The 16,414-nt window shown below is 46.0% G+C and carries 16 protein-coding genes; 2 read left to right on the top strand and 14 right to left on the bottom strand.

The annotated features are described in order from the left end of the window. Positions 1-2: 2 nt before the first annotated feature. The 11 genes from priA to COP04_RS08820 form a co-directional block, all read right to left on the bottom strand. On the bottom strand, positions 3-2,423 hold the full coding sequence (priA, locus tag COP04_RS08870; RefSeq protein WP_100487639.1) for a primosomal protein N': 2,421 nt from the start codon (positions 2,421-2,423) through the stop codon (positions 3-5). Beyond that, a complete protein-coding gene (gene coaBC, locus COP04_RS08865; RefSeq protein ID WP_100489613.1) occupies positions 2,420-3,634 on the bottom strand; it encodes a bifunctional phosphopantothenoylcysteine decarboxylase/phosphopantothenate--cysteine ligase CoaBC in 1,215 nt (404 codons plus the stop codon). The genes priA and coaBC overlap by 4 nt, the downstream gene beginning before the upstream one ends. A 310-nt stretch (positions 3,635-3,944) precedes the next feature. Further along, positions 3,945-4,139, bottom strand: coding sequence for a DNA-directed RNA polymerase subunit omega (rpoZ, locus tag COP04_RS08860; RefSeq protein WP_100489612.1), 195 nt, complete (start codon positions 4,137-4,139; stop codon positions 3,945-3,947). Beyond that, positions 4,139-4,762 (bottom strand): guanylate kinase, encoded by a 624-nt coding sequence (gmk, locus tag COP04_RS08855; protein WP_100487638.1) that lies wholly within the window; start codon positions 4,760-4,762, stop codon positions 4,139-4,141. The genes rpoZ and gmk overlap by 1 nt, the downstream gene beginning before the upstream one ends. 19 nt (positions 4,763-4,781) lie before the next feature. Then, on the bottom strand, positions 4,782-5,042 hold the full coding sequence (gene remA / locus COP04_RS08850) for an extracellular matrix/biofilm regulator RemA (RefSeq protein ID WP_100487637.1): 261 nt from the start codon (positions 5,040-5,042) through the stop codon (positions 4,782-4,784). Between the two features lie 29 nt (positions 5,043-5,071). After that, on the bottom strand, positions 5,072-5,974 hold the full coding sequence (locus tag COP04_RS08845) for a YicC/YloC family endoribonuclease (RefSeq protein WP_239984813.1): 903 nt from the start codon (positions 5,972-5,974) through the stop codon (positions 5,072-5,074). Positions 5,975-6,074: 100 nt separating this feature from the next. Beyond that, positions 6,075-7,808 carry an Rqc2 family fibronectin-binding protein gene (locus COP04_RS08840; protein WP_100487635.1) on the bottom strand — a complete coding sequence of 578 codons (1,734 nt, stop codon included), beginning with the start codon at positions 7,806-7,808 and terminating at the stop codon, positions 6,075-6,077. Between the two features lie 195 nt (positions 7,809-8,003). Further along, positions 8,004-9,014 carry an LLM class flavin-dependent oxidoreductase gene (locus COP04_RS08835; RefSeq protein ID WP_100487634.1) on the bottom strand — a complete coding sequence of 337 codons (1,011 nt, stop codon included), beginning with the start codon at positions 9,012-9,014 and terminating at the stop codon, positions 8,004-8,006. A gap of 121 nt (positions 9,015-9,135) precedes the next feature. Further along, positions 9,136-9,651 (bottom strand): hypothetical protein, encoded by a 516-nt coding sequence (locus COP04_RS08830; protein WP_100487633.1) that lies wholly within the window; start codon positions 9,649-9,651, stop codon positions 9,136-9,138. A gap of 58 nt (positions 9,652-9,709) precedes the next feature. Next, positions 9,710-11,188 carry a sensor histidine kinase gene (locus tag COP04_RS08825; protein ID WP_239984812.1) on the bottom strand — a complete coding sequence of 493 codons (1,479 nt, stop codon included), beginning with the start codon at positions 11,186-11,188 and terminating at the stop codon, positions 9,710-9,712. Continuing rightward, positions 11,166-11,858 (bottom strand): response regulator transcription factor, encoded by a 693-nt coding sequence (locus COP04_RS08820; RefSeq protein ID WP_100487632.1) that lies wholly within the window; start codon positions 11,856-11,858, stop codon positions 11,166-11,168. The genes COP04_RS08825 and COP04_RS08820 overlap by 23 nt, the downstream gene beginning before the upstream one ends. Positions 11,859-12,079: 221 nt before the next feature. On the opposite strand from COP04_RS08820, the gene COP04_RS08815 reads away from it, so the two are divergent. After that, a complete protein-coding gene (locus tag COP04_RS08815; RefSeq protein WP_157800238.1) occupies positions 12,080-12,868 on the top strand; it encodes an RDD family protein in 789 nt (262 codons plus the stop codon). A 12-nt stretch (positions 12,869-12,880) separates the two neighbouring features. Next, positions 12,881-13,195, top strand: coding sequence for a PadR family transcriptional regulator (locus COP04_RS08810; RefSeq protein WP_100487630.1), 315 nt, complete (start codon positions 12,881-12,883; stop codon positions 13,193-13,195). Positions 13,196-13,278: 83 nt separating this feature from the next. On the opposite strand, the gene COP04_RS08805 is transcribed toward COP04_RS08810, so the two are convergent. From COP04_RS08805 to COP04_RS08795, 3 genes are read right to left on the bottom strand one after another with little or no spacing between them, the layout of a single operon-like run. Beyond that, a complete protein-coding gene (locus COP04_RS08805) occupies positions 13,279-13,908 on the bottom strand; it encodes a response regulator transcription factor (protein WP_100487629.1) in 630 nt (209 codons plus the stop codon). A gap of 30 nt (positions 13,909-13,938) precedes the next feature. Next, positions 13,939-16,248: an ATP-binding protein gene (locus COP04_RS08800; protein WP_100487628.1), complete on the bottom strand. Its 2,310-nt coding sequence runs from the start codon at positions 16,246-16,248 to the stop codon at positions 13,939-13,941. Continuing rightward, positions 16,211-16,396: a hypothetical protein gene (locus tag COP04_RS08795; protein WP_100487627.1), complete on the bottom strand. Its 186-nt coding sequence runs from the start codon at positions 16,394-16,396 to the stop codon at positions 16,211-16,213. The genes COP04_RS08800 and COP04_RS08795 overlap by 38 nt, the downstream gene beginning before the upstream one ends. Positions 16,397-16,414: the final 18 nt, after the last annotated feature.

Raw genomic sequence — 16,414 nt, 5'->3', positions numbered from 1 at the left:
CGTTACATCAGAGCAACAGGGTTCATATCAATTGAAATCTGAAGACTGTCTTTTCCCGTCTCCTGAAAATGCCGTGTAATTTTCCACAGCAACGGGATAAGTGACGGTTCTCTTTTGTATTTTACCATGCACTGGAAACGATATCTATCTTTGATTCTGGCAATGGATGGTACAACCGGTCCAAGAACTTGCACTGAGGAAGACAGATTGTTCTTCAGGATGGATGCAACCCGTCCGGCAGCATCCGCTGCGGCTGTGATCTCTGGATGAGTCAGATTAATCAGTGCAAGGTAATAGAATGGGGGATAACCATGGCGGTAACGGATCTGCATTTCCTGTTGAAAAAAACGTCCATAATCGTTAGCGGCGGCATCAGTGACCGCATAATGGTCAGGTGTATAGCTTTGAATAATCACCTCTCCGGGAAGGTCATGCCTGCCCGCACGCCCGGAAACCTGAGTGAGAAGCTGAAATGTCTTCTCCGAAGCTCGGAAATCCGGAAGGTGGAGCATTGAATCCGCAGCAAGGACACCGACCAGCGTCACCTCCGGAAAATCCAGCCCTTTGGCAATCATCTGGGTGCCAAGCAAAATATCCGCCTGGTGTGCCCCAAACAGGCGCAGCAGTTTTTCATGCCCCCCCTTCTGACGCGTCGTATCGACATCCATTCGAATGACCCTGGCCTCCGGCAGCAGCCTGTTAAGCTCAGCTTCAACTTTCTGTGTGCCGCTGCCGAAATAGCGCATCGAATCACTTCCACAGGTCGGACAGGTCTCAGGAACGCGCATTTCAAATCCGCAGTAATGACATTTGAGCATATGGTTCGCACGATGATAGGTCAACGATATATCACAATGCGGACATTTAATAACCGTCCCGCATGCCCGGCACATGACGAAGGTCGAATAGCCACGGCGATTCAGGAAAAGTACCGTCTGTTCATGCTTTTCCAGCCGATCGGTAATTTTGGAAAAGAGTTTTTTGGAAAACATGGAATGGTTGCCTCCACGCATTTCTTCTCGCATATCGATGATTTTCACCGGCGGCATGGGGTGATGGTTGAAGCGCTCTTTCAGCGTCAGCAAAGTATATACATTTTTTCTCGCGCGAGCGTATGATTCCAGCGAAGGTGTCGCGCTGCCAAGCACGACAGGGCATCCATTGTGCTGCCCGCGGTGTATGGCCACTTCCCGCGCGTGGTAGCGCGGATTGTCCTCCTGCTTATAGCTTGTTTCATGTTCTTCATCAATGACGATCAGTCCAAGATGCTCAAAAGGCGCGAATACAGCCGATCGGGCACCGACCGCAACTTTTACTTTGCCTTCACGGATTTTCCGCCATTCGTCATATTTCTCCCCCTTGCTCAGTCCGCTGTGCATCACGGCGACCTCATCGCCAAACCGCCCTTTAAACCGATGCACCATCTGTGGTGTCAGGGAAATTTCCGGCACAAGAACAATCGCCTGTTTGCCAAGTTCGATCACGCGGCGGATGGCCTGCAGATAAATCTCGGTTTTCCCGCTTCCCGTCACCCCATGGCACAAAAAGACCTTGTCCTTACTGTTCTCTATGGAATGGAGAATCGGCTGGAGAGCTGCCTTCTGTTCCTCCGTCAGCGGCAGAGGCCCCGTCTTTGTTTCTTCAGAAATCCCATAAGGATTTCTGAACTGCTCCACAAAGTTCATTCTGAGCATCCCTTTTTCTTCAAGCGCCCGGAGAGACTGACGGGTCAGATGGTGATTGCGTATCAGATCAGTCACCGGAAATTGTGCCCCGGTATCGTTTTCAATGAAAAATTGCAACGCTTCTTTCTGACGCGCGGCACGAGGGCCGCATGAAGCGGCAGCCTGAACAAGATCATTTTTTGAAACTGCTGCAGCCGCAGTGATCACTTTTTTTGCCTTCGCCTGATTGTGGACCTGCTGGTGTACGGTCAGCACGCCTTGACTTATCGCCTGCCTGATCGGCTTCAAACATTCAGGATGCCGTGCAGCAAGATCCTTCCATGCTATGGATTGCCGTAATGAAAAAAGAGGAACCAGTGAGGGATAACTTTCACCCAGCTGTTCCTGATTCTCAACAGAGACGGTTTTAGCATAGTCCGCTTTCATGACTGCCGGCAGCATCGCCTGGTATGCCGACACAGTCAGGCAAAGTGTGGTATCCGCCAGCCAGCGGCCCAGATCAAGCAATTCTCCAGTCAGCACAGGGATCGGGTCAACCACTTGATCAATATTTTTCAACTTTGACAATGCGGAAGATTCTTTCAGGGCAGTCACAAAACCCAAGCGCTTTGTTCTGCCGAATGGGACGGTCACACGCATACCCGGCGCGATAAAGCTGCTTAACTCTTCCGGAATCCGGTAGTCGAAGGGCCGGTCTACCGGACCTGCCGGGATGTCGACGTAAACCTCGGCGATCATCGCTGTTCACTCTTTTCCAGTAATCCGGATACTGCCGCACAAATTTTTTCTCCAACTTGCTTTTTTTCCATTTCTTCATAAACCTGCCGGTGCCCGTTCGCAAAGAAAAAAGTCACCTTATTAGTATCTTTCGCGAAGCTGTCACCTGCCTGATTGGCAACCAGCAGATCCAAATGCTTTTTCTCAAGTTTAGCCAGAGCATTTTCTTCAAGCTGTTCGGTCTCAGCAGCGAATCCGACAAGAATTTGATTTTTTTTCAACCTACCTAATTCCAGCAAAATGTCCGGATTGCGAATCATCCTGACCATCAGAGGTCCGTCATTCTTCTTGATTTTGTTCCTGCTTACTTCTTCAGGGCGGTAATCCGCGACTGCGGCCGCTTTGACGACTGCATCCGCACTTTCGAAACGAGTGAGAACCTCATGGCGCATTTCCTCAGCGGAAGTCACTCGAATAACTGAAACACCGGAAGGATCCTCAAGCGCCGAAGGGCCGGAGATCAGTATCACGTCTGCTCCTGCCCGCTCCGCAGCCTCGGCAATGGCATACCCCATTTTGCCGCTTGACAGGTTGCTGAAGAAACGGATCGGGTCAAGTGCCTCCCTTGTCGGTCCGGCAGTCACAAGTACCTTTTTCCCCACCAGAGCAGGTAAAACATTATTTTCTATAGAAAAATAGTGATCAACCGCATTAAAAATCTCTTTCGGTTCAGTCATTCTCCCCTTCCCGGTCCAACCGCAGGCGAGCCGTCCGTCATCCGGTCCGATCAGGCGGTATCCGTATGATTCAAGAGTTTTGAGATTTTTTTGAACCGCAGGATGCATGTACATATTGACGTTCATAGCCGGTACAATCCATACCGGGCAGCGCGCGGCAAGCACTGCCGCAGTCAGCATATCGTCCGACAGACCGGCGGCCATTTTTCCAATTGTATTCGCCGTTGCAGGAGCAATAATCACAAGATCTGCCGAATCTGCAAGGTCTATATGGGCAATCTGACCATCTTTTTCTTCAACAAATACCGATTCATAAACAGGATGGCGCGTCAGTGCCTGAAAGGTTGCCGCACCGATAAACTGCTTTGCTGCCCCTGTCATGACAACGTGCACTTCGGCGCCTGATTTGACCAGTCTGCTTGTCAGCTCCGCCGCTTTGTATGCGGCAATTCCCCCGGTGACGCCAAGGACAATATTTTTCCCGGAAAGCGCCATAGCATCCACTTCCTTCTGTATATCAAAATTAAAATGATAAAGTCTGGCAAAGCCAAGCCTCTGGCGCAGGCTGAGCCTTAGTTGTAACAGCCATGATGGCCAAATGCCGAACATGCCACAGGACCGTACTTCCGCAGGATGCGGTGACTTCGACGTTGTGCATAGGACGTGCAGTTCTTAGTCGAAGATCCGATGTCTGTTCGGCCGCTTACACTTTTTTCCTTGAAATTTTGTCGCTCTATACTTTCCTAAAGTGTAAAAAACAACAACCTTGCACAGGTTGCTGCTCTTTCAGATTTTATTCTGTTCCTCAGTTTTTGTAATGAAGAAGTCCGGCATTGACTTCTTCAAGTGCCTGGCCGACGGCTTTTACCGACCTTGGATGTTCGAGCATCAAATGGCCTGACCCGTCCTGCAGCTGGCGGGCACGTTTCGCTGAAAGCGATACTAAAGTATAAGTTGAGTTAACTTTTTTAAGAAGATTGTCAATTGATGGATAGATCATCATTTTCCATCAGCTCCTTCGATATTTTTGTATTTTTCTATCAGGCGGTCAACCCTGCAGTGCTCGGCAAGGACAATGGATTCAATCCGGTCACAGGCATTGTCCACCTGATCATTTTCAACGACATAATTGTAATTCTCCATCAGTTCCATTTCCGACCGGGCGACCGTCATTCTGCTTTCGATCAGGTCTGCCGGCTCTGTTCCTCTGCCGATAATTCTCTTCTTCAACTCTTTAAGATCTGGAGGCGCCAGAAAAATAAACAATGCCTCTGGAAAACGCCGTTTGACCTGCAGTGCGCCCTGAACTTCGATTTCCAGGATAACATCCTGACCGTTATCAAGCGTCTGGCGAACATAATCAATGGGTGTCCCATACAAATTGCCCACATATTCCGCCCATTCAAGCAGTTTTTCATCTTTTATCATCTGCCGGAACTGTTCACGGGTCCTGAAAAAATAGTGGATGCCGTCAATCTCGCCCTCTCTCGGTTTCCTGGTTGTTACCGAGATGGAATATTGCAGTTTGGTTCCGCGGCTCCTGAGGGCCTTGCATACCGTACCCTTTCCGACACCGGACGGGCCGGAAAGAACGACCAGCAATCCTTTTTCCTTAAAACTCATCGTGCCTGCCTCCAACCATTCATGCTTCGTCTGTCCCGTCATCATGCTGAATCAGCCGTTGTGACACTGTTTCAGGCTGAACGGATGAAAGAATGATGTGGTCACTGTCCATCACTATAACAGCACGGGTCCTCCGTCCATAAGTCGCGTCAATTAATTTATTATTATCCCGTGCCATCTTGATCAGCCGTTTAATCGGCTGAGACTCCGGACTGATGATTGAAACAATTCGATTTGCAGAAGCAATATTGCCGAAACCGATGTTTATCAATCTGACCACCGTTCGATCACTTCCCTGTTATTATAGCATTATTCAACATTTTGAACCTGTTCCCGCAGTTTTTCAATCTCACTCTTTGCAAGGACGACTTTGTGGCTTACCTCCACACTGTTTCCCTTGGAACCGATCGTATTCATCTCGCGATTCATTTCCTGTATGAGAAAATCCAGCTGACGCCCGACCGGAACGGGTTCAGCAGATTCATCAAGAAAATTTCGGAATTGCCTGAGGTGGCTCTTCATTCTCGTCAATTCTTCATCAATCGCCGATTTATCCGCAAACAGGGCGATTTCATTCATCAGCCGGTCCTCATCAATGGCCTGGTGCCCGTCCAGAAAGTCAGAAACGTGACGGCGCAGCTGCTGTTCATACGTTTTCCTGACATGAGGTGCATAGTCCTCGATTTCATCAATCAGCCGCTCGACAGATTCGTTTTTTTCCAGAAGGTCGAGCCTGAGCTGCTCGCCTTCAATGCGACGCATTACTGACAGTTGTGCGCAGGCCTGATCGACCGCTTTCAGGGCCAGCGGTTTCACCGCTTGTGCGTGAGTTCCGCCTGCTTCCTGAATCGTAAAAATACCCGGAAGGCTTAAAATAGCGCTGAAATCCCAGTCTGAAGTATTGCTGCGCCTCTGAATCTCTCTGGCTGCATCAAGATATTGATCGACAACGCCCCAGTTTGTGCAAAGCTTTGGGGCTAAATCCGGGCTTCCGTCAGCTGTCAGATAAAGTGTAAGGGAACCCCTCTGAAAAAAAGAATGGACCGTTTTTCTGATCTGATTTTCCAAATACATCAAGGGACGTGGAAGATTAAGAGAAAGTTCGAAAAAACGGTGATTCACCGATTTCAGCTCAACGCGGACCAGTGTCTCCCCCTGATTTAATGACGCTGTTCCAAAACCGGTCATGCTGTTTAACATCTTACCACTCACTTCCACTTTCTCATTTTATACAATTCTTTGCTGCTGAAGCAAGTGCAGCTGCCAAAATCGTTCCGTTTTCACGATATGTGCCTGCTGATTCTGCACCGGTTCAGGAACGCTGAACCGCCGTGCCCGGCTTTTGCTTCATTCTAAGAACCAGAGACTCATCAGGGGTCACGAAAAGGGTCTTCTGATCCGTATAAATGACGAAGCCCGGTTTCGCCCCGCTTGGCTTTTTGACATACCTGATTTTTGTATAGTCTACAGGTACTCTGCTTCCAAGCCGCGATTTACTGAAGAACGCCGCAAGCGTTGCGGCTTCCCCAAGCACCGCCTCACTTGGATTTTGAGTGCGGATCACCACGTGGGATCCCGGGATGTTCTTGGTGTGCATCCACGTCTCATCGCGTCCGCCTACTTTAGTCGTCAGATAATCATTTTGCTTATTGTTTTTTCCGACAAGAATAACCGTACCGTCCGACGCATAATATTGGTCAATTTCCGGATGGTTTTTTTTCTTCTTGCTGCGGTCCGCCCTTTTCTTTCTCAGGTAGCCGCCCTCTTCAAGTTCTTCCCTGATCTCGCCGATATCTTTCAATGATGCCGACTCTACCTGCTGCATCAATCCGTCGAAATAGGAAATTTCCAGTTTTGTTTGTTCGATCTGCTCGGCAACAACGCGTTTGGCGGTCTTTGCCTTGCTGTATTTTTTAAAATAAGCCTGGGCGTTTTCTGACGGTGTACGATTCGGATTCAATGTGATCTTTAGTTTGGACTGATTTTCATCATAATAGTTAATTGCGTCGACAGACAGATCGCCGCGCCTGAAAAGATGCATATTTGCCGTCAGAAGTTCCCCGCAGAGACGATATGAATCGGCGTTCTCGGCATCTTGCAGCGTTTTGGCAAGTTTTTTCAATTTTACTTTATTCTTCTTGAGTTCAAGAGCGACAAAATGGCTGAGATCACCGGCTTTTTGCTTGACCGCATCTGTTTCCGCCTTTACAGCATAGAAATGATCAAGCATCTCGTGCACAGTGGAAAATTGCTCTTTCTTCCCTGCCAGGCAGGTTAGTTCAATCACATGACATTCATCTTTGCCGTTCTTTCCATAGACAATATTTGGCTGATAATTATCATTCAGAATCGCTGACTGTACCTCGGAAAAGGCACGGGCTATCCCTTCCTGACTCGGCAAGCCGGCACGTTGCAGGATTTCCTGGCCGATTAATGGCGAGAATCCGCTGACAGCATCGACAATCTGCCGATCAATTTTGCCGGCATTCCATTCAATATGGCTGATCAGATCGTCTGCTGTCATCTTCAGAGGATTCAATTTTCCCTGATCGGGAGGCGCGATGTAGGTTTCACCGGGCAGGACAGTCCGGTAACGGTTTACAGCCGGCGTCAGGTGTTTCATGCTGTCAATAATCCTGCCGCTTTCTTTATCAATAAGAATCACATTACTGTGGCGGCCCATCAGTTCAATAATCAATTGTTTTTGTGTCAGATCACCGAAGTCGTTGCGTGATTTCAAATCTATATGCACGATGCGTTCAAAAGCGACCTGTTCAATGGCTTCGATGACACTGCCTTCCAAATGCTTACGCAGCAGCATGCAGAACATCGGCGGTGCCTGAGGATTGCCTTCGATCAGATTTGTAAGGTGCAGGCGCGCAAAAGCGGCATTGATCGAAATCAGCAATTTTCCACGCGCATTTCGGGATCGAAGATGAAACACCAAATCCGTTGCCGTCGGTTGATATATTTTAGTCACCCTTCCATGGGCAAAGTCCTGCAGACTTTGGACGGCAGCGTGAGTCACAATTCCATCATAGGACATGAATAATTCCCCACTTCCAAAAAAAGCGGGCATAGGCTGCTCGCTTCAGTACTTCTTTGTATTTTCCAGAATTCAATTGTCTCACTGACCTTGCCGATTCGTCAAGCGATGCGGAAACTGCAACAAAAGTTTATCCTTTAATAAAAGTTGTTAATTTTATTTTTTCCCCTCAGAAAAGAGCAGCTTTGATCCATTTTAAAGGGAGGCTCCATCTTGAAAAGCTTCTGCAATCAATCTGAATGAGCGCAGCTTCGCTTCAAAATCGGAGATATTAGTGATAATCATTACCTCATCTGTCTGGTAGACCGCTACCAGATTTTCCAGCTCCCGTTTCACTTTTTGCGGATTGCCGACAATGATCCTTGCTTCATTTTCTTCCATCTGTTCACGTTCCCATTCAGATGGAGTAAAATGCTCCGCTTCTTCCATAGTCGGCAGCAGCACAGATTTGCCCTGTGCCGCTTTCACCATCCAGTAGCGAAGTGTTGACGCCTGGCGTTCGGCTTCCGCATCCGTTTCCGCACAGACGGCGAAGACGCAAACAGAGGCTTTCGGTTCCGGAAACCATTTGGACGGTCTGTAGTTCGCCCGATAGGACCGGACAACCTCAGCTCCGCCATGGGGGTTGATGAAATGGGCAAACATAAACGGCGTGCCAATATCGGCAGCGATACCGGCGCTTCCATCCGATGAGCCCAAAAGATAAATCTCCGGCAGTCGTTCAGCCAGTGGTGTGGCCCGCACCGTTTTATACTGATGGTCTTCGGGAAGTTGGTCTGTAAGAAATCCGATCATATCACGAACTTTTCTTGGAAAATCATTAAGATCACGGCGGGTTCCGTCGTTCAGTGCCCAGGTTGCGCCCGGCATGCCGCCCGGTGCCCTGCCGATGCCGAGATCAATTCTCCCCGGATATAAATTCTCCAGCAGATTAAAATTTTCCGCTACTTTATAAGGGCTATAATGCGGCAGCAAAACGCCCCCCGATCCTACATGAATCGTTGATGTTTTCGCCGCCACATGGGCAATCATTATTTCCGGTGACACACTAGCCAAGCCCCGAGAATCATGATGTTCCGCGAACCAGATACGATGATAGCCCGTTTTCTCAGCCTCAACGGCCAGTCTCGTGCTGTTTTCCAGTGCCTCCACAGGAGTTGATCCTGCGGAAATCGGAGACTGATCTAGCACACTCAGTTTCAACATATGTAAAAATCTCTTCCTTTCCCCTTTAATTACTCTCACACCTAGAAACGAAGATTAACGATATACCTTAACAATATGCTTCATCGAGGTATTCAGCCAGTCATTGAACTTTTCAAATCACTCACAAATGAACATAGATACCATATCTTACCCCATTCTTATATTTCTCCAGCACCTGTCTCCCGTACAAGGATTGATCAATGTAAAGTTTCGCTCTCTTTCCTTTGTATTTTGGATCGACGTCAAATCTCAGTGTGAGTTTTGCCGTTGCTTTCGGGGGCAATTGGCGCAGTTCATTAATGTTAAAATTGCCCTCCCGGGTTTGGTAATAATCATATCCATAGGCCAGTTTGGTTTCAATCAATTTGATAATCGATAAACTTTTATCTGACGTATTGTGCACTTCCATCTCAACAGAAAGAGGAACAGATGAGAAACCGGAAGTTTTAACAAGATTTCCATATGAAAAACCGGTGACTTTAAATGTAGCGCTGTCAAAGGGGACAGTCTTCCCTACTTGATAGGTTTTTATCTGATAGTCTTTCGCAACGCCATGATTAACCTGATAGACGCGAAATGTCCATGCAGCCACTGCAAGAACAGCAACAAGAATGATCAGATACTTTTTCTTTATCATTGATCAAAATCCGAAAACAGCCCACTGAATGTGAGCCCTTCTGTGAATCATTTTATCTTCAATCCACGGCAGGCAGTTTCATCGTCACTTTAAACAAGTCACCATCCAGATCGATTTCAAACAGCCCATCGTGCAGATCGACAATCGATTTGGCAATCGCAAGGCCCAAACCCGAGCCCTCAGTATGCCGCGATGCATCGCCTCGTTTAAAGCGTTCGAACAGTTCATCAATATTGGCCCCAAGTTCGTACTTGGTAATATTTTTGAAGACAGCAACCACTTCTCCGTTTTCTTCGCCAAGTGACAGATAAACCCGTGTGTGTTCCAGTGAGTACTTGAGAATGTTGCTGATCAGGTTGTCAAATACACGCCATATTTTCTGACCGTCCACAAAAGCATATAAAGGCTTTTCCGGAAACTTTAAACGGAATTCCAGCGCTCCCTCCTGAATCGGTTCATCATATTCGGCCAGAGCCTGAGTCATTAATTCGGTAAAATCCACCTTCTCCTTGTGCAGATCGATCGCACCGCTCGCCATTTTCGATACTTCAAACAAATCATCAATCAATCGTTTCAGACGTTTCGCTTTGCGATCGATAATGCCTAAATAGTCTTTTTTTTCATCTTCTTTTAAATCCGGGTTTTTCAATAGACCACTATAAGTAATAATCGAGGTTAGCGGCGTGCGCAAATCGTGACTGACATTCGTGATCAGCTCTGTTTTCAGTCGTTCGCTTTTTACCTGTTCTCTGCGCGATGCCCTGACACTGCGCTTCAAGGTATTCAAGTTTGCGGCCAATTGATTAAGTATCCCGCTTCCCCGCCTAGGCAAGTCAGGCTGATCAGAGCCTGCAGCAGTAGCAGCCACATCCAGATACATCTGGTTAAATACAGCTACCCGTTTAAAAATCCAAAATAGTAGCGGCAATCCGATGACAGAGAGAAAGAACAAAGGAACAAGCAAGTTATTGAAAACAAATAACAGAACCGGTGCTGACATGCCGAGAAAAAAAACAAGTGCGATAGTCCCGAATACCTGCCATCCGGCAGGAATCTGAGAAAAAGCGTCGCGCAGAGTATGCCCCATTTTGACAACAAGGCTTCCCTGCCAGCTTTTGCGGCGCTTTGGCTGATCATTTAAATCATCGGTCAGCCATTGGCCCTGAAGCAGAATAACAAGTATAGCACTTGCGGTGAAGATGTACTTGAGAAAGATGGCTCGAAAATCAAACCCCTGTATATAGCCTCCTGAGCATATGAAAAAGTAGATGGCAGACAATCCAAGCACGCCCAAACGAACATCGATGGGAAACCAATTATAAACCGATTCGACGGAACCGAATCCACTTATTTTGCTTATCTGATATTTGCGATTCAGAAAAAGAGCCAATAAAAGCATAGCAATTCCAGAGAGGACCAGTAAACCAAGCGAATAATAAAAAAAAGTATTCCAAGCAATAGTTAGATTGGTCAGGCCACATATAAGCAGCAGCAGCCAGATTGTTGCCAGTTTTTCATTTTTCAATTTTGTAGCCAATGCCCCACACCACCTTTAGATATCTCGGATTCTTCGGATCAAATTCGATTTTCTCACGAATCTTACGGATATGGACGGCAACCGTGTTTTCTGAATTATAACCGTCCTCATGCCAGACCCGCTCATAAATTTCATGTGTCGAAAAAACCCGGCCGGCATACCTCATTAGTAGGGCGACGATTCGGTATTCAGTCGAAGTCAGTCTGACCGGATCGCCGTTGACTGATACTCTTTTTTCTTCCTCTTCCAGAATCAATCCGTGACAATTGATCATTCTCTTCTTGCCCTCATATCTCCCAAGGGTCACATAACGCCTGAGCTGAGATTTGACCCGTGCGATCAGTTCAAGCGGATTAAAAGGTTTAGTGACATAGTCATCCGCACCGACTTGCAGTCCGAGAATCTTGTCCATATCTTCACTCTTCGCACTGATCATGATAATCGGAATATTCTTTTGCTCGCGAATCCTGAATGTCGTCTGGATCCCGTCCAGATGCGGCATCATGATATCAAGCAGAATCAAATGCACTGTCGAGGCATGCAACTGATCGATGGCTTCCAGCCCGTCTTTCGCTTTAAGAACATGAATACCTTCGTTTTTCAGATAGATCCCGATGACATCCCGAATCTCCTTGTCATCATCAACCACGAGCACTGTGTAGTCTTCCACTCTATACCGCTCCCCGCCTGAAGAATTTCACCCTTTTATTGTAGCTGGGAGTTCTTAACAAAAACAAACGGAATTTATGAAAAATTCCTTAAGATGGGTGTACACAGAATAATCCGCGACGCTAGTAAAAAGCTGCAGGATAGATAGCTATTGCTTATTGAACAGTAGAATGCCATAATTACAATAGCTACTGCTCAATAAATAGTATGAGGGTGACACAAATGAAACAATCTGAATTTATTCAGGAGTTGAAGGCTAATCTCGCAGAAAGACTGAACGAACAGGAATTGGCAGACATTTTATCGGATTATGAAAGCTTCTTCGCCTTCGGCAGAGAGGAAGGCCAGACAGACGACCAAATCTCGCAGGAACTGGGATCTCCCGCCTTTTTAGCCCAATCGCTGCTGGAGGAACAGGATCACAAACATGAAAAAACACTGAATAAACACATTGCAAATCCGGGAAGGAGACTGTGCGCTTATTTAATTGATGCAGTCGTTGCCTCTATCCCCTCTTTTATCGTTTCATTGTTTATTGGCAGCGCAGTCTTTCCGTTTATTTTCATGATCCTTTTTTACTCCACTCCTGCTTTGAGCTTGTCCGTATACACAGCATCTGCTTCTTTCTCTCAGGATGAAAGTTATGCCACCGTAACAGATACAAAGGGTCCTGTTGTCAAAACACAAATAGAACATGGCGAAAACAAATCTGCACCCACGCTTATCTTTACAGGCATTGTCGGAATTGTTTTTTACCTCTTTTACGCACTGCTCTGCACATGGTTACTCAAGGGTCAGACACTCGGTAAAAAACTGATGCGCATTAAAGTCCGGTCTTCAACGACTGATCGCGCCTCGAAAGGAGCAATCTTCTATCGTGAGTTTTTGGGGAAAATATTGATCAACTCGATCCCGATTGTTCCGCTGGTTTCAGTTTTTACCGTCCTGTTCACTAAAGAACACAAAGCACTCCACGATATGTTGGCGGATACGATTGTTTCCAATTGTTAAAGGAGATCTCTCATGGATACTCAGATGAAAAAAGGAATACTTGAGATGTGCATCCTTTTTAAATTGAAAGACGAACCGCTATACGGTTATGAACTGATGAAATCAATAAGAAAAATTTTTCCCGATGTGTACGAAGGTTCTGTCTACACTATCCTACGCCGGCTGAAAGCAACCGGATTCACATCTGTGACCCAGGAAAAATCACCCGCCGGACCGACGCGAAAATATTATAGCATTACTCCTTCAGGCCTTGAATATCTGAAGCAGAGTATTGAAGAGTGGCGCACTGTGGTTCAGGGGGTTGTCTCCCTGGGAATAAAAATTTGAAATACTGCTTGCTAAGGAAGTGGTTTTTTAATGAGGCGCACGGCCCCTCTTTCAACTAAATCACATCTTATCAGGTACGTTAATTATTTCAAAATAATACCTCTCTGATGCACGGTTTGTTCTATTTCTTCACGCGATTTTATATTCAGTTTTGTAAAAATATTCTTTAGTAAGTATTCTGTTGTGCGCTGACTGATATGTAACTGGATGGCGATCGCCTTGTTCGTTTTACCGGCGATCACTGCTTTCATAATTTCCCGCTCCCGCTCATCAAAAGACGTTTCTGTGTTTTTGATTAACTGCCGTCTCTCCACTGCTTTTTTTGAAACAGAATGAGGAAACACCTCGTAACCGCTTAAGACAACCCGGATTGATGCGATCAAAGTTGCCACATTTGCTTCCTTGCTGATGACCGCATTAATACCTCTGGCAACCAGTTCATCGAGGACAGCCGGCATTTCCGCTTCATATCCTGTATAAATCACGATTTTAGCCTTCCGGTCAGCCTTCATGATCGTTTCAGCAACCGTCATTCCATTTGTCCCTGGCAGATTCCAATCAACAAGATACACATCAAATGTTCGGCGATTAAGAAAACTGGACAAGAAACCCGCTGAAAATAAGACTTCAGCTTCAAATCCTTCTTCGATCAATATTTTTTTCGTTCCTTCAGCCACCAGCTTATGATCATCGATTACTAAAATAGACACCATTGTTAAATTTCCCCCGTTCGAAGCATTTCATTAATGCAACGGCCAGACAATTTCAAAATGTAACCCTTTTTGAGCCGTTTCTTCTTTTACGGAATGAATGATCACTCTTCCGGCAGTGCTTTCTACCCGCCCGATCAAACCGGGGAGACCCATCGTGCTGAACGGCTGACCCACCACATTTTCTTCCATCCCAATGCCGTCGTCATCGTACAATAATTCGTAATGATCTTTTTCCTGGGCAATAATCAAGGTCACATTTTTCGCCTGGGAATGCTTGATGGCGTTGGTCAGCAGCTCTTGGCTTACACGATATACGGCAGTTTTCAAGTCAGGATTCTCAATGTCAAAGGAGCCTTTAACATAGGTGTGTAAAGAAAATGAAGCACGCATTTCCGTTAATTGAAACAGATCCTGAAGTGAATCGTATAAACCTTTTCTCTGAAGGGTTACAGGGTACAATTCATAAACAACCTGACGCAATTCATGAACGTTGCCTAAAACACGCTGGCGCAGCGAGGCGAGCTTTTCCTGAACGGATGGATCAGACCAGTTTCCCTTTTCAGCATCCATATCACGTGCCAGGGCAAGCTGATCCTGGACACTCGTATCATGTAAATCGCGCGACAGCCGTTTTCTCTCCCGCTCGGAAACACGAAACAGTGCCCTTTTAACCGTCCCCGGAAGTTCGTAACGCCCCTGTTCCGCCTGACCCAGCAAATCAACCAGCTCTTCAGCTTTATACAGGTTTTCAATCATGATTTGTGTATTATTGAGCACAGACTCAAGCCACATTTTTTCATCAATGTTGAGTTCTTTCCTCGGCTTATTCCATCTACCGCTTAGCAGGACGCAGCTTTGCGGATTCTCAAACAAGAGTACGCAAAATCCGAAAGCATTCGTTTGAAATTGTTTTAAGTTGCCTGGCTGAGGAAGCTGGCAGCTCTGACTCGATTGATCTTCTGGCTTATCAATGCCCGGAGATTTTGCGCTCCTGCCTGCCTTTCGTTTGAGCGTTACATTCTCAACTGGCAGGCAGTGTTCCATCTCCCTTTTCAAAATAAATGCTAAATCCGTTAATTTATAGCCAGGTCTCGCCCATTCCAGTAAACGATTCAAGCTTTCCTGATAGTCTTGCCATTTCGGAAAAAGCTGTTTTCGGAACCGGAAATCAACATATTCTTTTGAGTAGAGGATCAGCAATGACAGACCAAAAATACAGAGGGCAAAGCGAACGTAGTTCAACAAGGATTGATCCGGTGCCAGGATAAAAAAAGTTGCCAAAGATAAACCGGTAAAAATAAAACTGATGGCACCGTAATAAGAGAAACGATCAACGATAAAGTCAACATCAATCATAACGGACGAGAGCACGAGATAGCCAAGTGTCAGCGGCACAAGGATAAAGAAAGGTGTCGTCCACTCCCAATCCAGAATTGCCTGCTGAAACATCAGATTGGGCAATGTATACAAAATCACAAACGGGAATAAGCCCATGAAAAACCCAAGCAGCAACACCTGAATCTGTTTACGCATTCCCTTGCCCTGCGATTGAAAATAAAGTACAGCAAGCAGGAAGAGAATAAAAAGAACCGTGAAAAATACAAAGTAAAGTAAAAGATAAAAATTAAATGTGCCATAGATTTGAGAAACAAATATAATCAGCGAACAAAAATATAGAACACAAAGCAGCCGGCTAGATATCCGGTGGCTCCATGGCTGAAAATAATTCATTAGAAAATGAATAAGCAAAACTAACCCCATAGTCATGGAGAACTCAATAAGACTGCCTGTCCAGTTCAAGATTCGCTGATTGGTACTGATGTCCAGAAAAACCGGTCCGATGACGGAAAAGAAAACAATAAGGACATGTGTTTCATTAGTCAGTGTTCGATGATGCTTAAAAAGCAGAATGGACAATAAAAAGCAGCATAAGAAAAAAGCTGCCGGAATTAACAATGAAAAACTGAGATTCAAAAATGACAGAGTATTATTTATCTGGTAATGATGCACACCTTTTGAAAATGTTTCAATGTTTTTTGCATGATACAGATACCCTGATCCATCGATAAAATTAATTGCTTTTTTCCCGTCAATATAAAGAATCTGGTCGCCAGCGCGAATGGTTTGTCCCGCTGCCCAACTGTACGGATCTACATCAGTTACAACAACTTTATTATTGTGTACTTCCAGTCTCAATCCAATATCAGGGTATGCGATGATCGTCAATAGTGAGTAAGCAGCCACCAGCAGTGAGCAAAGCAGGCAAAAAAGCAGGAAAGAAAAGTTTAAGAATTTAATAGACTTAATACCCATTCCATCCGCGTTCGCCTTCAACACCATAAGAGACTGCACCACCTTGATTTTGTACCGCTGTTACAACCGCTTTTCTTTCCCCTAATGTTAAACTTTGAGGAAATTTAAAGTTCCCTTTCTTAATTTGTTCCAACCACTCCGGATGTCCTGCAAGCTGATAGATAAATTTTTTCATTTTAAAGCCTCCCATAAA

Origin of the sequence: Sporolactobacillus pectinivorans, assembly GCF_002802965.1 — a bacterium.
GTDB lineage: Bacteria > Bacillota > Bacilli > Bacillales > Sporolactobacillaceae > Sporolactobacillus > Sporolactobacillus pectinivorans.
The sequence above is the reverse complement of the archived record's forward strand: the minus strand, read 5'-3'. Positions and strand labels throughout refer to the sequence as shown.

Bases quoted from the DNA above. Each gene is read 5' to 3' on its own strand.
- rpoZ (WP_100489612.1), bottom strand. From the start codon at position 4,139: ATGATCTATCCATCAATTGACAATCTTCTTAAAAAAGTTAACTCAACT.
- COP04_RS08795 (WP_100487627.1), bottom strand. From the start codon at position 16,396: ATGAAAAAATTTATCTATCAGCTTGCAGGACATCCGGAGTGGTTGGAA.
- COP04_RS08835 (WP_100487634.1), bottom strand. From the start codon at position 9,014: ATGTTGAAACTGAGTGTGCTAGATCAGTCTCCGATTTCCGCAGGATCA.
- coaBC (WP_100489613.1), bottom strand. From the start codon at position 3,634: ATGGCGCTTTCCGGGAAAAATATTGTCCTTGGCGTCACCGGGGGAATT.
- COP04_RS08800 (WP_100487628.1), bottom strand. From the start codon at position 16,248: ATGGTGTTGAAGGCGAACGCGGATGGAATGGGTATTAAGTCTATTAAA.
- priA (WP_100487639.1), bottom strand. From the start codon at position 2,423: ATGATCGCCGAGGTTTACGTCGACATCCCGGCAGGTCCGGTAGACCGG.
- COP04_RS08815 (WP_157800238.1), top strand. From the start codon at position 12,080: ATGAAACAATCTGAATTTATTCAGGAGTTGAAGGCTAATCTCGCAGAA.
- gmk (WP_100487638.1), bottom strand. From the start codon at position 4,762: ATGAGTTTTAAGGAAAAAGGATTGCTGGTCGTTCTTTCCGGCCCGTCC.
- COP04_RS08810 (WP_100487630.1), top strand. From the start codon at position 12,881: ATGGATACTCAGATGAAAAAAGGAATACTTGAGATGTGCATCCTTTTT.
- COP04_RS08830 (WP_100487633.1), bottom strand. From the start codon at position 9,651: ATGATAAAGAAAAAGTATCTGATCATTCTTGTTGCTGTTCTTGCAGTG.
- COP04_RS08840 (WP_100487635.1), bottom strand. From the start codon at position 7,808: ATGTCCTATGATGGAATTGTGACTCACGCTGCCGTCCAAAGTCTGCAG.
- COP04_RS08805 (WP_100487629.1), bottom strand. From the start codon at position 13,908: ATGGTGTCTATTTTAGTAATCGATGATCATAAGCTGGTGGCTGAAGGA.